The 15,160-nt window shown below is 55.5% G+C and carries 14 protein-coding genes; 11 read left to right on the top strand and 3 right to left on the bottom strand.

Annotated elements, in window-relative coordinates; genetic code table 11:
• The first annotated feature begins 8 nt into the window (after nucleotides 1-8).
• The gene (locus tag ABLU96_RS26385) at nucleotides 9-803 is read left to right on the top strand and encodes a metal-dependent hydrolase (protein WP_004849918.1); all 795 of its coding nucleotides are present in this window, start codon (nucleotides 9-11) and stop codon (nucleotides 801-803) included.
• Between the two features lie 297 nt (nucleotides 804-1,100).
• Nucleotides 1,101-2,534 carry a PTS glucose transporter subunit IIBC gene (gene ptsG, locus ABLU96_RS26380; protein WP_014228844.1) on the top strand — a complete coding sequence of 478 codons (1,434 nt, stop codon included), beginning with the start codon at nucleotides 1,101-1,103 and terminating at the stop codon, nucleotides 2,532-2,534.
• A gap of 99 nt (nucleotides 2,535-2,633) precedes the next feature.
• Here the strand turns inward: ptsG and fhuE are convergent, their stop codons facing one another.
• Nucleotides 2,634-4,817 carry a ferric-rhodotorulic acid/ferric-coprogen receptor FhuE gene (gene fhuE, locus ABLU96_RS26375; protein ID WP_048261585.1) on the bottom strand — a complete coding sequence of 728 codons (2,184 nt, stop codon included), beginning with the start codon at nucleotides 4,815-4,817 and terminating at the stop codon, nucleotides 2,634-2,636.
• 354 nt (nucleotides 4,818-5,171) lie between these two features.
• Here fhuE and hinT point away from each other — a divergent pair, with 354 nt between their 5' ends.
• From hinT to ABLU96_RS26335, 8 genes are all read left to right on the top strand, one after another.
• Nucleotides 5,172-5,528, top strand: coding sequence for a purine nucleoside phosphoramidase (gene hinT, locus ABLU96_RS26370; protein WP_004849924.1), 357 nt, complete (start codon nucleotides 5,172-5,174; stop codon nucleotides 5,526-5,528).
• Nucleotides 5,529-5,533: 5 nt separating this feature from the next.
• On the top strand, nucleotides 5,534-5,908 hold the full coding sequence (locus tag ABLU96_RS26365; protein ID WP_046876504.1) for a YcfL family protein: 375 nt from the start codon (nucleotides 5,534-5,536) through the stop codon (nucleotides 5,906-5,908).
• Nucleotides 5,909-5,920: 12 nt separating this feature from the next.
• Nucleotides 5,921-6,556, top strand: coding sequence for a penicillin-binding protein activator LpoB (gene lpoB, locus ABLU96_RS26360; protein WP_014228847.1), 636 nt, complete (start codon nucleotides 5,921-5,923; stop codon nucleotides 6,554-6,556).
• Complete coding sequence (thiK, locus tag ABLU96_RS26355; RefSeq protein ID WP_046876503.1) at nucleotides 6,537-7,355, top strand: thiamine kinase; 819 nt, start codon at nucleotides 6,537-6,539, stop codon at nucleotides 7,353-7,355. Before lpoB ends, thiK begins: the two co-directional genes overlap by 20 nt.
• A 31-nt stretch (nucleotides 7,356-7,386) precedes the next feature.
• On the top strand, nucleotides 7,387-8,397 hold the full coding sequence (nagZ, locus tag ABLU96_RS26350) for a beta-N-acetylhexosaminidase (protein ID WP_029946910.1): 1,011 nt from the start codon (nucleotides 7,387-7,389) through the stop codon (nucleotides 8,395-8,397).
• A gap of 36 nt (nucleotides 8,398-8,433) precedes the next feature.
• On the top strand, nucleotides 8,434-8,976 hold the full coding sequence (gene ycfP / locus ABLU96_RS26345) for an alpha/beta hydrolase YcfP (protein WP_004849931.1): 543 nt from the start codon (nucleotides 8,434-8,436) through the stop codon (nucleotides 8,974-8,976).
• 234 nt (nucleotides 8,977-9,210) lie between these two features.
• Nucleotides 9,211-10,515 carry an NAD(P)/FAD-dependent oxidoreductase gene (locus ABLU96_RS26340; RefSeq protein ID WP_004849932.1) on the top strand — a complete coding sequence of 435 codons (1,305 nt, stop codon included), beginning with the start codon at nucleotides 9,211-9,213 and terminating at the stop codon, nucleotides 10,513-10,515.
• Between the two features lie 225 nt (nucleotides 10,516-10,740).
• A complete protein-coding gene (locus tag ABLU96_RS26335) occupies nucleotides 10,741-11,280 on the top strand; it encodes a glycine zipper 2TM domain-containing protein (RefSeq protein WP_004131424.1) in 540 nt (179 codons plus the stop codon).
• Between the two features lie 56 nt (nucleotides 11,281-11,336).
• Here the strand turns inward: ABLU96_RS26335 and ABLU96_RS26330 are convergent, their stop codons facing one another.
• Nucleotides 11,337-13,514, bottom strand: a complete 2,178-nt coding sequence (locus ABLU96_RS26330; RefSeq protein ID WP_032749591.1) for a TonB-dependent siderophore receptor — start codon at nucleotides 13,512-13,514, stop codon at nucleotides 11,337-11,339.
• A gap of 370 nt (nucleotides 13,515-13,884) precedes the next feature.
• Entirely contained in the window at nucleotides 13,885-14,520 is a 636-nt protein-coding gene (locus ABLU96_RS26325; protein ID WP_004849937.1) for a TetR/AcrR family transcriptional regulator, read from the bottom strand.
• Nucleotides 14,521-14,770: 250 nt separating this feature from the next.
• On the opposite strand from ABLU96_RS26325, the gene bhsA reads away from it, so the two are divergent.
• Nucleotides 14,771-15,028, top strand: coding sequence for a multiple stress resistance protein BhsA (bhsA, locus tag ABLU96_RS26320; RefSeq protein ID WP_004131427.1), 258 nt, complete (start codon nucleotides 14,771-14,773; stop codon nucleotides 15,026-15,028).
• The last annotated feature ends 132 nt before the right edge of the window (nucleotides 15,029-15,160 follow it).

Here is a 15,160-nt window from a genome sequence, read left to right as displayed (position 1 = left end):
GAGACATCATGTTTTTAGTCGACTCCCATTGCCATCTCGATGGCCTGGATTATCAAACGCTGCATAAAGATGTGGACGATGTACTGGCAAAGGCTTCCGCGCGCGATGTGAAATTTTGCCTGGCGGTGGCGACGACGCTGCCGGGATACCGCGGTATGCGCGAGCTGGTGGGGCAGCGTCACGACGTCGTTTTTTCCTGCGGCGTCCATCCGTTAAACCAGGATGAAGAGTATGACGTTGAAGAGCTGCGCAAACTCGCAGCAGAGGACGGCGTCGTCGCGATGGGCGAGACCGGGCTCGATTATTTCTACACGCCGGAAACAAAAGCGCGTCAGCAGGCGTCGTTTCGCGATCATATCCGTATAGGCCGGGAGCTGAATAAGCCGGTTATTGTTCACACCCGCGATGCCCGCGCCGATACGCTGGAAATTTTACGCGAAGAAAAAGTGACGGATTGCGGTGGCGTACTACACTGTTTCACTGAGGATAGGGAGACAGCGGGTAAGCTGCTGGATATGGGGTTCTATATCTCGTTTTCCGGCATTGTGACGTTCCGTAATGCGGAGCAGCTTCGCGATGCTGCGCGCTATGTACCTCTCGATCGCCTGCTGGTGGAGACCGATTCGCCGTATCTGGCGCCGGTACCGCATCGCGGCAAAGAGAACCAGCCGGCGATGGTCAGGGACGTCGCCGAGTATATGGCGGTCCTCAAGGGCGTATCGCTGGAGCAGCTGGCACAACAGACGACTGAAAATTTCGCGACGCTTTTTCATATTGACCCCTCCCGGCTGCAACCTCTCTGATATTGCTTATTATTTTAAGGCTCGTAATTAATAGCTAAAGCGAGTAAAGTTCACCGCCACAAATGGGGCGGTGAAGGTTTTTTGGCAACATTCAGACACGAGTTATGTAAATCAATGTCAGTTTTTAATGGGTGTCTGATTGAAACGTGATAGCCGTCAAACAATCATCCCGGTAATTATTTTACTCTGTGTAATAAATAAAGGGCGCTTAGATGTCCTGTCCACGGCGCGGTTCTCCCCCCGGGCCAATGCGTGAAAACGTAAAAAAGCACCAAATACTCAGGAGCACTCTCAATTATGTTTAAGAATGCATTTGCTAACCTGCAGAAGGTCGGTAAATCGCTGATGCTGCCGGTATCCGTACTGCCTATCGCAGGTATCCTGCTGGGCGTCGGTTCCGCAAACTTCAGCTGGCTGCCAGCCGTAGTTTCCCACGTCATGGCGGAAGCGGGCGGTTCGGTCTTCGCTAACATGCCGCTGATTTTTGCTATCGGTGTCGCACTTGGCTTCACCAATAACGACGGCGTATCCGCTCTGGCATCGGTCGTCGCTTACGGCATCATGGTGAAAACCATGGCCGTGGTTGCACCTCTGGTTCTGCATTTACCTGCTGAAGAGATTGCGGCTAAACACCTGGCGGATACCGGCGTCCTCGGCGGTATCATCTCCGGTGCCATCGCAGCCTACATGTTCAACCGCTTCTATCGCATTAAGCTGCCTGAGTATCTGGGCTTCTTTGCGGGCAAGCGTTTTGTGCCAATTATCTCCGGCCTGGCAGCGATCTTCACTGGCGTGATCCTGTCCTTTATCTGGCCACCGATCGGTACCGCAATCCAGACTTTCTCCCAGTGGGCCGCTTACCAGAACCCGGTTGTCGCGTTCGGTATCTACGGCTTCATTGAGCGCTGCCTGGTGCCGTTTGGTCTGCACCACATCTGGAACGTTCCTTTCCAGATGCAGATTGGTGAATACACCAACGCAGCAGGTCAGGTCTTCCACGGTGATATTCCTCGCTATATGGCAGGCGACCCGACTGCGGGCAAACTGTCCGGCGGCTTCCTGTTCAAAATGTACGGTCTGCCGGCCGCCGCTATCGCTATCTGGCACTCTGCCAAACCAGAAAACCGCGCGAAAGTGGGCGGTATCATGATCTCCGCAGCGCTGACCTCGTTCCTGACCGGTATTACCGAGCCGATCGAGTTCTCGTTCATGTTCGTTGCGCCGATCCTGTACATCATCCATGCGATTCTGGCAGGTCTGGCCTTCCCGATCTGTATCCTGCTGGGTATGCGTGACGGTACGTCCTTCTCTCATGGTCTGATCGACTTCATCGTTCTGTCTGGCAACAGCAGCAAGCTGTGGCTGTTCCCGATCGTCGGTATCTGCTACGCGATTGTTTACTACGTGGTGTTCCGCGTGCTGATCAAAGCGCTGGATCTGAAAACCCCGGGTCGTGAAGACGCCACCGAAGACAGCAAAGCTGGCGCGACCAGCGAAATGGCTCCGGCTCTGATTGCCGCGTTCGGCGGTAAAGAGAACATTACTAACCTCGACGCATGTATCACTCGTCTGCGCGTGAGCGTGGCGGATGTGGCGAAAGTTGATCAGGCTGGCCTGAAAAAACTGGGTGCCGCAGGCGTGGTTGTTGCAGGTTCAGGCGTTCAGGCTATTTTCGGTACCAAATCCGATAACCTGAAAACTGAAATGGATGAATACATCCGCAACAGCTAAGTTGTGATATGGGGAGACTAAGGCAGCCTACGGGCTGCCTTTTTTAATGGCCGCAGGCGTTAAAAGCGCGCCCGCGGCTTTTGTCACGTTAAGCAGAGATCAGAACTGATAGCTGGCCGTAATGCTGACGTTGCGCGGTTCGCCGTAGACGATGGAACCATCGACGTTGGTGTCGTAGGTTTTGTCGAACAGGTTATTGACGTTACCCTGCACAGCAAAATTTTTAGTGACCTGGTAGCGAGTGAACACATCCACCAGCGCGTAGCTGCCTTGTTCCGCACGGAACGTCCCGTACGGCGTCGCGGTATCTTTATACACCCGGTTCTGCCAGTTAACGCCGCCGCCGACGGTCAGTTCAGGCATTACCGGCAGACGGTAGCGGGTGAACAGCTTGACGCTGGTACGCGGCAGGTTGGGATTCACCGCATTGCCTTCATTGTCTTCAGCGACAAAACGCGTCGCCCCAAAGGTCATCTGCCAGTTATCGGTAATCGCCCCGTTGATTTCGAACTCCACCCCTTTGCTGACGGTACCGTCGACGGTTTTATAGGCTGCTTCTCCGTTACTACCGGGGATTTGCCCGCCGGTCGCCTGGCCGAGGTTATCCTGCTCGATGCGGAATAGGGCGAGCGTCGTCGTTAACCGGCTGTCCATCCAGTCCGACTTCAGGCCCACTTCATAGTTGTTTCCGGTAACCGGGGTCAGGTATTTACCGGAACTATCGCGCTTATTCTGCGGCTGGAAGACCGAGGTATAGCTGGTGTAGGCCGACCAGCTGTCGTTGATGTCGTAAACCAGCCCGGCGTACGGGGTGGTATGGTTTTTCTCCATCGTGTAGGTCAGCGTCTCGATGCTCCAGTTGTTATAGCGGACGCCAAGAATCAGATGCAGCGGGTCAAGCAGGGAAAAACGCGTCGCCGCATACAGCGACTTCATTCGCGTGGTATCGTCCTGCGCCAGGCTCTGCGGGCCCCAGCTGGTTTCCGGGAATGTCGCGCTATTGAAGCTATAGAAGCTGCCAACCTCATCGGGAAAGACGTTTGCCCACGAACTGAAATAGCGGTTGTTTTGTTTACTGTAGCTGGTGCCGATCATCAGGTTGTGCTGGCGACCAAACAGGTCGTAGCCGCCGTCGGCGAACAGGTCAACGGCGTCGACTTTACGTTTGCCGCTATTCCAGCCGGTACCGCCGACGTAATCATAGCCCGGGCCGTAGCTGCTATAGGGGCCCACCAGCATTCCGGTCGCTTTGTTGACGTACGCGTCAACGTACATCATCTTGCTGTCGAACGTGATCTCAGAATGGGTGGCATTCAGCGTTGCCTGCCAGGTATCGGCAAAGCGCTGTTTCAGCGTGACGAAGACCTTGTTGATCTCTTTGTCGTTATAGGCCCAGTCGGGCGCGGTGCTGTGGGCGCGGTCATAGCGGTTCTTGCTGCCATCGGTATTCCAGCGAGGCAGGCCACCCCATGTCGGGCTATTCACGTCGATACGCTGATACTCGTAGCCAGCGGATAAAGCGGACGACGTACCGAGATCGGCATCAAGAATGCCGGAGAAGAACGTTTTTTCGCTGTTATAGCGATCCAGCCACGAGTCATTATTTTGATAACCGGCGATAATGCGCGCCCGTACGCTGCCATCGTCAGTCAGCGGGCTTTGCATATCAGCAACGTAGCGCTGCTTATTCCAGCTGCCGTACTCCGCAGAGACATTTCCCTTGAACTCCCGACTGGTCGCGTGCTTGCGGATCATATTGACCGACGCGGCAGGGTTGCCGGTACCGGTCAGCAAGCCGTTGGCGCCGCGTACGACCTCAACCCGTTCGAAGAGGGCCATATCGGAAAGCGCGTCGCCCAGATTCCAGCGAGATTCAAACCAGGTCGGAATGCCATCGACCATATAATTGTCGATCTCAAAACCGCGGGAATAATAGCTGGTGCGGTCTGAGTCCGCCTGGCTGCTGCTGATCCCCATGGTATGGTCCATGACGTCGCCCAGCGTTTGCAGCTGCTGATCCCGCATCCGCTGTTCGGTAATGATACTGACCGATTGCGGGATATCGCGCTGGGCCATCTCCATTTTAGTCCCGGCTGAGGTGGTTCTGACGCTGTAGTCCTGCTCTTGTGTCTCCGAGGCGCTATCTGCGGAACCTTCTACAATAATAGTGTCTTCGGACGTGCCGGCTGCCTGACTGAGGTTGGGAAAGATCGCCAGCGCGATACCCATAGCAAGCAGGGACGGCGCGTTACGCCCATCCCGAAAGTTGGTGGAGAGAGACATCATAAGCCCTTGATCGTGTGATTGTTGTTATTTGCTGCGGCGCGATGGCCGCGGTAGATCGTCAGTGCACTGTATTTGCTTTGAATGCAAATGAGAAATATACGCATTAATATTTAATGTGTAAACAAGCGGGAAAACGGCTGTACCCGGGTCTTGTTGACCGGTACCGGGGGGGCATACAGCGAAGAAACGCTTAATCCGTCAGCAGCTAAGCGCTTGGTCGCGTAAGAAAAAACGCATTCAGGTTGAAAGAGGGGGAGTAACTCGCTCATACTCTTAGGGGAATCCTGTGCATCCGCGTTTACCTGCAGAGGCAGGCCAGAGCACGGTATAAAAATTATTAAGGAATCAGTCATGGCAGAAGAAACGATTTTCAGCAAAATCATTCGCCGGGAAATCCCGTCGGATGTGGTTTATCAGGATGAGCTCGTGACCGCTTTTCGCGACATCTCTCCGCAGGCGCCAACCCATATTCTGATCGTTCCCAATATCCTGATTCCCACCGTCAACGATGTGACCGCAGAGCACGAGCTTGCCCTGGGACGCATGATGACCGTCGCGGCGAAAATCGCCCGCGATGAGGGGCTTGCCGACGATGGCTATCGCCTGATCGTCAACTGCAATCGCCACGGGGGCCAGGAGGTCTACCATGTCCATATGCACCTGCTGGGCGGCCGTCCGTTAGGCCCGATGCTGGCTCATAAAGGTTAACATTCATGCGCGCAGCCCACTTCGGCGCACTTCTGGCCGTGACGTTACTGGTCGGGTGCAGTTCACATCCGGAAATTCCGGTCAGCGATCAGCAAAGTCTGGTGATGGAATCAAACGTACTGGCAGCGGGCATCAGCGCTGAAGTACCGACGGTGACCGCATCCGAGATTCAGGCGACGGCGACCACCCGATTGTTCAATGAACGCCAGGTACCGGTGACCGTGCATTATCGCTTTTTCTGGTATGACGCCAGAGGGCTGGAAATGCATCCGCTGGAGTCCGCGCGCAGCATAACGGTGCCTGCGCACTCTTCCGTTACGCTTTATGGCAGCGCCAATATTCTGGGGGCGCACAAGGCCCGTCTTTATCTTTATCTGTAAGAGGTAATCGTAATGATTAAACTATGTCGCTATGCATTAGTTACCGCACTGGCGATATTCCTTGCCGGATGCGTGGGTCAACGTCAGGAACCCGCTCCCGTTGAGGAAGCGCAGCCGAAGCCGCAGCAGCCCGTTCAGCCGCAGCCGACTGTGCCGACTATTCCCGTGATACCTACGCAGCCGGGTCCGATTGAACACGGCGAGCAGCCAGCGCAGCCGGCGCCGCGCGTGCGTCATTTTGACTGGAATTCCGCGGTGCAGCCGATGATAGGGCAGATGCTGCAGGCCAGCGGCGTAAATGCGGGCAGCATTTTGCTGGTCGACAGCGTCAATAACCGCACCAACGGCACGTTGAATGCGGGAGAGGCCACCACGGCGCTGCGCAACGCGCTGGAAGGCAATGGAAAATTCACCCTGGTCTCGCAGCAGCAGCTGGGCGTAGCCAAACAGCAGCTTGGCCTGTCGCCGCAGGATAGCCTTGGCAGCCGCAGTAAAGCGATGGGCATTGCGCGTACCGTTGGCGCACAGTACGTGCTCTATTCCAACGCGACCGGCAACGTTAATTCCCCTGAGCTGAAAATGCAGCTAATGCTGGTCCAGACCGGCGAAATTATCTGGTCAGGCAAAGGTGCTGTTCAGCAACAATAAGCTCACGCGCGACGAAGTGCTGTCGCGCTTTTTCCCGCGCTATACGCCTGTCGCCGCGCCGCCCCAAAACGGGCTGAGCGGCGGCAGCTGCATTCTCAGCGATGGTCGGCAAAAGCGGGTGCTGCGCCAGCCGCACGATCCGCATGCGCCGGCCTGCGACTTTCGCCGTCAATATCACGTTCTGTCACGCCTTCCCGATTCGTTAGCGCCCGCGCCGGTGTTTTATTCTCCCGCCTGGATGGTGGTGGAATATTGCTCAGGCGATGTGGTTAACGCATTACCGGAGTGTCCGGCGCTCGCAGGGTTACTGTATCATCTGCACCGACAGCCGCGCTTTGGCTGGCGTATCGCGCTGCGGCCGCTGCTTGAGCGCTACTGGCAACAGTGCAGCCCCGCGCGGCGCACACCGCAGTGGCTACGTTGGCACAAACGGCTGCTGCGTCGCGGCGAGCCCCGGCCGCTGCGTCTCGCCCCGTTACATATGGATGTCCATGCGGGCAACATCGTTCACGGCGAGGCGGGGCTGCGGCTGATTGACTGGGAATATGCGGGCGATGGCGATGTTGCGCTGGAGCTGGCGGCGGTGTGGATCGAGCCCGCCGCGCATCGTCGGCTAGCCGCAGAATACGCGAGACGGGCGAGCATCGATGAGCTTCAGCTCTGGCGGCAAATTCAGCGCTGGCGTCCGTGGGTGCAGCTGCTGATGGCGGGCTGGTACGAGCGACGCTGGCAGCAAACCGGTGACCGACAGTTTATTGCGCTGGCGGATGAGGTATGGCGCCAGTTAGACAAAAAGTAAAAGGATAAGAGAGGTGGATGTGGGCCCGGTAATGTTGGATGTCGAAGGTTTTGAACTGGATGCGGAAGAGCGTGAGATTCTGGCGCATCCTTTGGTTGGCGGGCTGATCCTGTTTACCCGCAACTATCACGATCCGGCGCAGCTGCGTGAGCTGGTCCGCCAGATCCGCGAGGCCTCGCGCAACCATCTGGTGGTGGCGGTAGATCAGGAAGGCGGGCGCGTACAGCGTTTCCGCGAGGGCTTTACCCGCCTTCCCGCGGCGCAATCTTTCGCCGCGCTGCTCGGCATGGAGGAGGGCGGTAAGCTGGCCGCAGAGGCCGGCTGGCTGATGGCCAGCGAAATGATCGCCATGGATATTGATATCAGCTTTGCGCCGGTTCTGGACGTTGGGCATATCAGCGCCGCTATTGGCGAGCGATCCTATCACGACGATCCCGACAAAGCCCTGGCGATAGCTCGTCATTTTATTGACGGCATGCACGCCGCGGGAATGAAAACCACCGGTAAGCACTTTCCCGGACACGGCGCGGTGACGGCCGATTCCCATAAAGAGACGCCGCGCGATCCGCGCGCGGAAGCGGAAATTCGCGCCAGAGATATGGCCATCTTCCGTACGCTGATTGGCGAGCAGCGGCTTGATGCGATCATGCCCGCTCACGTCATCTACAGCGATGTTGACCCGCGTCCGGCCAGCGGATCTGCGCACTGGCTAAAAACGGTTCTGCGCGGTGAGCTGGGATTTGAAGGGGTGATTTTCTCTGACGATCTGTCGATGGAAGGGGCGGCGATTATGGGCAGCTACGCCGAGCGCGGCCAGGCATCGCTGGATGCGGGTTGCGATATGATCCTTGTCTGCAATAATCGTAAGGGTGCGGTCAGCGTGCTGGATAACCTGTCGCCGATCAAAGCAGAACGTGTTACGAAATTGTATCATAAAGGTTCCTTTAGCCGTCAGGCGTTAAGGGATTCCGCCCGCTGGAAGACGATCAGCGCGCAGCTTGAGCAGCTTCACGCGCGCTGGCAAGAGGCGAAATCCGCGTAATAAACCTGAAAGGCGTTGTTGTCTGGTGAGGATGCGATGATTATCTATTTACATGGTTTTGACTCAAACAGCCCCGGTAACCATGAGAAGGTGCTTCAGCTTCAGTTTATTGACCCCGATGTTCGGTTGATTAGCTACAGCACGCGGCATCCCAAACATGATATGCAGCACTTATTAAAAGAGGTCGATAAGATGCTGCAGCTGAGCGCCGACGATCGGCCGCTGATTTGCGGCGTGGGTCTCGGCGGCTTCTGGGCGGAGCGAATTGGCTTTCTTTGCGATATCCGCCAGGCCATTTTTAACCCGAACCTGTTTCCCAATGAAAACATGGAAGGGAAAATTGATCGGCCGGAAGAGTATGCGGATATTGCCACCAAATGCGTGAATAATTTCCGCGAAAAAAACCGCGATCGCTGCCTGGTGGTGCTATCTCGTCAGGACGAAGCGCTGAATAGCCAGCGTTCGGCGGACCTGCTGCACCATTACTATGAGATAATCTGGGATGAAGAACAGACCCACAAGTTCAAGAATATCTCCCCGCATCTCCAGCGCATAAAAGCCTTCAAAACCCTCGGCTAAACGCGCGCCGGCCCGCAATGTGAAAACATCGCGGGCTTTTTTTATTCATTTTTGCGATTCTGCGCTCAAAAAATATGCGGTAAAACTTGATGCATATCAATTTTGGTATGACCAATGCACCGTTCATGTTATTCTCGATCTCGCTGAATGGTTTCACTGCCGTAACCTGTTGTTAATTAAAGGTTATATGTATAACTTTTAGTTAACAATTGGTTAATAATTTTAGGGGGTCGCGTGACTACGCCATTGAAAAAAATAGTGATTGTGGGTGGTGGTGCCGGTGGGCTGGAGCTGGCTACCCAGTTGGGTAAAAAGCTGGGCCGTAATAAAAAGGCCAAAATCACGCTGGTTGATCGTAACCACAGCCACCTGTGGAAACCGCTGCTGCATGAAGTGGCGACCGGTTCACTTGATGAAGGTGTAGACGCGCTGAGCTACCTTGCTCACGCCCGTAACCACGACTTCCAGTTCCAGCTGGGATCGGTGGTGGATATTAACCGTGAAACCAAAACGATCACCCTCGCCGAGCTGCATAACGAGAAGGGCGAGCTGCTGGTGCCCGAGCGTAAGCTGCCGTACGACACGCTGGTCATGGCGCTGGGAAGTACGTCGAACGACTTCAACACGCCTGGCGTGAAAGAGAACTGCATCTTCCTCGATAATCCGCATCAGGCGCGTCGTTTCCATCAGGAAATGCTGGATCTGTTCCTCAAGTATTCGGCGAACCTCGGGGCGAACGGTAAGGTGAATATCGCCATCGTCGGCGGCGGCGCGACCGGCGTTGAGCTGTCGGCCGAGCTGCACAATGCGGTGAAACAGCTGCACAGCTACGGCTACAAAGGTCTGACTAACGAAGCTCTGAACGTGACGCTGGTTGAAGCTGGCGAGCGTATTCTGCCCGCGCTGCCGCCGCGCATTTCCGGCGCCGCGCACAGCGAGCTGACCAAGCTTGGCGTTCGCGTATTGACCAAAACCATGGTCACCAGCGCCGATGCAAACGGTCTGCACACGAAAGAAGGCGAATTTATCAACGCTGACCTGATGGTCTGGGCGGCCGGGATTAAGGCGCCGGACTTTATGAAAGAGATTGGCGGACTGGAGACTAACCGTATTAACCAGCTGGTGGTCGAACCGACGCTGCAAACGACGCGCGATGCGGATATTTACGCCATCGGCGACTGCGCGTCCTGCGCGCGCCCGGAAGGCGGTTTTGTCCCGCCGCGCGCTCAGGCTGCGCACCAGATGGCGACCTGCGCCCTGCACAATATTCTGGCGCAGATGAAAGGTAAGCCGCTGAAAGCTTATACCTATAAAGATCACGGTTCGCTGGTGTCGCTCTCTAACTATTCCACCGTGGGCAGCCTGATGGGCAACCTGATGCGCGGTTCAATGATGATCGAAGGTCGCATTGCGCGCTTCGTCTATATCTCGCTGTATCGCATGCACCAGATTGCGCTGCACGGCTACTTTAAAACCGGTCTGATGATGCTGGTAGGACGTATCAACCGCATTATTCGTCCGCGCCTGAAGCTGCATTAATGTCTCTGGGCGGCAAAGCCAGAAGGTTTTGTCCGCCCGTTTGCTTTTCGTATTAAGAGACTCATAACCAGAATATCCTCCTTTCCTTGCCGGAAAACCCTCTCAGATTCCTCCGAATCCCGTTGATTTGCCACACGTTCACGCACTTTTCATCCGCTTTCTTATTTGCAAGCCTGATGCCTGGATTGCAAAATTACGGGCAATAGCAACGAAGGAGGAAGTCCCGTGAATAAATCAATGTTGGCGGGTATAGGAATTGGCGTGGCTGCCGCGCTGGGCGTCGCAGCCGTTGCCGGTCTTAACGTGTTAGATCGCGGCCCGCAGTATGCACAGGTAGTGTCCAGTACGCCGATAAAAGAGAGCGTCAAAACCCCGCGCCAGGAGTGCCGGAACGTCACCGTGACCCATCGTCGACCGGTGCAGGATGAAAACCGCATCGCCGGATCCGTGCTGGGCGCGGTGGCCGGTGGGGTTATTGGCCATCAGTTCGGCGGCGGACGCGGCCGCGACGTTGCCACCGTTGTGGGCGCGCTGGGCGGCGGCTATGCCGGTAACCAGATTCAGGGCTCAATGCAGGAAGGGGATACCTACACCACGACGCAGCAGCGCTGCAAAACGGTGTACGATAAATCAGAAAAAATGCTCGGCTACGATGTCACTTACAAAATCGGCGACCAGCAGGGCAAAATCCGTATGGATCGCGACCCTGGTACGCAAATCCCGCTGGACAGCAATGGCCAACTGATTCTGACTAACAAAGCGTAAAAAAGATGTGTATCTTTATTCGCCCCTCAGGCTCTCTGGCTGAGGGGCTTTTTTTATCAGAAGCTCAAAGCGTAGTTCAGGCCGAAGGTGCGTCCGCGACCTTTATACTCGTAGAGAGAGCTGCTGCCGTAGGTCGGGCTATACAGCAGCGGCGCGCGCTGGCCCCAGAGGGTGACATAATCTTCATTGAGCAGGTTCTCAATGCTGAAGGTCAGCTTGCCGAGAGGGAGCGCGTAGCTGCCGATAAAGTCTACCGTATTGTAGCCGTCGAGCTTATTGCCGCTGGCATCGCTGATATCAAACACCTGCTGGCTCTGCACCCGCAGCGACCACGGCTCCGGCGCCCAGCCAACCCACGCGGTGGCTTTTGACGGCGAGGCGAGAGTGACGTCCCACTTCTGCCAGCTACCGTCACTTTTCACCTGCGATTTCAGCACGTTAAAGTTAGCTCCGGCGCTCCAGTCGCTGTTCGGGAAGTAGTAGTCCACCGCGCCCTCTACGCCATAAATACGGCGTTTATCGGACTGCACATCGATGGTCATATCGGTACGGTTAACGACGATCGTTTTATCGGAGGTCGAGTAGTAAGCCGCCAGCTGAGTGCGTAGATTATCGCCGGTGTAGCGCCAGCCCAGTTCGTACGAGTTAACTTTAATTCCCTGCAGCGGCGAATCGCCAACGTTCACGCTTGAGAGAAGCGGAAGATGGCCGTTGACCGCCGCGCCGTACTTACCGATGCCGTAGTATTTGCCCGGATCCGGCAGCTCAACGCCCTGGGAGAAGTTAAACCAGGTCTGCTGACGATCGGTGAGATGGGCGACAATCCCGGCGTTAAACAGGAAGTTGTCGTAATCGGTTTTTCCGCCCGGAATGGCATCCGCAGAGCTGACCTTGCCGCTGGCGACATCCTGCTGTTGGGCATAGCCGACAAAATCATCGACCCGGTTTTCCGTCCACTGATAACGTACGCCGCCGCTGATAGTGAAGATGTCGTTCAGGTCATAGCTGGACTGCAGGAACGGCGCCAGGTTGGTAATGCTGTAGCCGGGATAACGGCCGGTGGTGTAGATAGCCTGGTTATTCAGACCGCCGGAAGACATAGACTGGCCCAAATCGAAGAACATCTGATTGGCGTTGAAGGTTTCGTGGTCGGCGTCCACTCCCCAGGTCAGATCCCAGCCATCCAGCGGTTGGCTATTCAGGGTGATCTTCGCGCCGTACTGATCGGTATCCTGTTTTGAAGAGGAGAAGCTGCTGACCTGGCCTTTGCTGAGCGTAGGGAAAGGGTAAAAAGTCAGGGATTCATCACGATAATAGACCTGGCTGACCAGATTCTGGCCGAGGAAATCGGCATCGGAATACTGCAGGCTTATCAGGTGACGTTCGGTGCCGGGGACGCGGTCGGAGTTCAGGCCATCGGTGGTAAAGGCTTTGCCGTCGCCGGTCACCGCCGACATATTTTTCCCGAGGTACAGACCGTAATCGTCGCCCTGGCTTTTATAGTACTGGGTTACCAGCTGCAGCTGACGGTTCTCGTCAATCTCAATGGTTCCCGTTCCCATCACATCCAGGCGGTCGGAATGCTGAAGCCCGGTCTGGGTATTATCAAGGATCAGCGCATCGTTATTGCCATCATACCAGCCGCCAAAACGCTGATAGGCGACCGATAAACGGCCGGAAGCGTGGTCGGTACCGCCGCTGACCGCTGCCGCCACGCGTTCATCATGATCGTTGCTGTTGGCAAAACCGGTTTTGCTCCCCAGCTCCAGGTCAACCTGGCGCTCCTGCTGGCCCTTTTTGGTGACGACATTAATAAGGCCGCCGGTACTACCACCGCCGTACAGCGATGTGGCGCCGGAGATCACCTCGATATGTTCAATGTTAAACGGATCGATAGAATCCAGCTGGCGGCTATCGGTACGGGAAGAGTTAAGGCGAACGCCGTCAATCAGCACGACAATCGCGCGGCCGCGCATATTCATGCCGTAGTTGGTGCGTCCCTGGCTGCTGACGTCGATGCCGGGGATCAGCTGCGCCAGCACGTCTTTAAATTCTTTTCCGCCCTGAACTTGCTGTTCAATTTCCTGGCCTTCGATAACCCAGGTGGTCTGGGCCATTTCAGCGACGGTACGGTGCGTTCGGTTAGCGCTGACGATCATGCTGTCATCAGCGGCCCAGGCGGGCAGGGCGGTTGCCAGCAGCAGTGGGTTAAGCACCCAGAGACGCTTGTTCATGCTCATTCCTTTTATGAGTTTATGCCCCTCATTCTTCAAGTTGCAGGTGTGTTGACTGCGGATTACTCGGCCCATCCATGGGCCTCGCCCCTACGGGGCCAGCGCTAGCGCAGATCAAGGCACAAGCGCCATGTCCTGCAACTCGAATTATTTAGGGCTTACGATATCGTTGTTTTCGTTATTCGGTACGGGCGTACCGGTTGTTACATGGTGAAATATACAGAAACGTTTAAGACCGAATTTTGCCCGTATTGATTATTGTTATCAATATCATTCTCGCGAAATGAACAAAATAAATGACTGAAAACATTGCGTTATGTAGGGATAAAGGGGAGGGGAACCGGTGGGGAGCCCACCGGTAAGCGAGGTCTTAGCGCTGAAGAACCTGGGGCCACAGACGCAGCGTGGTCTCGGCGATTTGCATGATTTTAGTGAAGTCGGCGCCTTCGCGGGCGCTGATCGACATGCCTTGTAATATGCAGTTGAGGAACTGCGCCAACTGACGTACGTCACCGTCTGGCGGCAGCTCGCCGCGCAGCTGCCGCTGCTGGAGAAACTGCGTTAGCGTCTGTTCCTGCATTGCGTGCCGGGACTTAACGGTATTGGCGATATCGGTGGACGCCGCCGCCAGCGCTGCGGAGGTATTAATCATAAAGCAGCCTGCCGGCGTTTCTTTGCTGGTAAAGCAAGTCGCGACGGCGGTGAAGTAGTCGCGTAATGCCCGATCGACGCTTTTCTCTTCGTCAAAGAGGAGCGCTTCGTGCCTGGCGGCAAAACGCGCGATGTAGCGATCCAGCACCGCGCGAAACAACCCCTCTTTATTCACAAATTCCGCGTAAAGCGTAGGCGCTTTTGCGCCCGTCGCCTCCACTAAATCGGCGAGAGAGGTCGCTTCATAGCCGTGCTGCCAGAAGAGTGTCATGGCCTTATCCAGCGCCGCTTCCCTGTCGAACACTTTAGGTCGGCCACGGCTTTTTTTCGTGCAACTTTGAACGTCAGTTGTCATGGTGCCGCTGTACCTGTGTTGGTTTGTTGAAAGGGCATTATAAAAATAAACCTTACGTGCTACCAGCGATGTTGCTCTAAAAATAAATAATTCATATGTGTATGAATTTTAAGCTGTTTATAAATAGTTAAACGGTCGTTATAAAAATAGTTTGACGTGTGATGTGGATCACATTATCATTTCCCTATCGATCGTTAATTAAATGCGTTCGCCCCCTACAAAAACATTCATCTGCACAGGTATAACAATCATGAAAAATGTTAAAACACTCGCTATCGCCGCTGTTCTTAGCTCACTCTCTTTCGCCAGCTTCGCCGCTGTAGAAGTTCAGTCAACGCCGGCGGGTCAGCATAAAATCGGTACCGTTTCCGCCTCAGCCGGGACCAACCTGGGTTCGCTGGAAGATCAGCTGGCGCAAAAAGCGGAAGAGATGGGCGCAACCTCTTACCGTATTACGTCCGTAACCGGTCCTAACACCCTTCACGGGACTGCGGTTATCTACAAATAATTTTTTGAACTACCCCTGTTATGCCACTGACCACGCGCGGATCTGACCCCCTTCAGCAGTCCGCGTAAAGTAAGAAGTACGTTGTTCTCTGACGAGAGGCGGTGCCCACCCCTTATATGGCGCCGCAACCCG

It is taken from the genome of Klebsiella sp. CN_Kp106, from assembly GCF_040064575.1.
GTDB lineage: Bacteria > Pseudomonadota > Gammaproteobacteria > Enterobacterales > Enterobacteriaceae > Klebsiella > Klebsiella michiganensis.
This window is presented reverse-complemented; position numbering and strand designations above follow the sequence as displayed.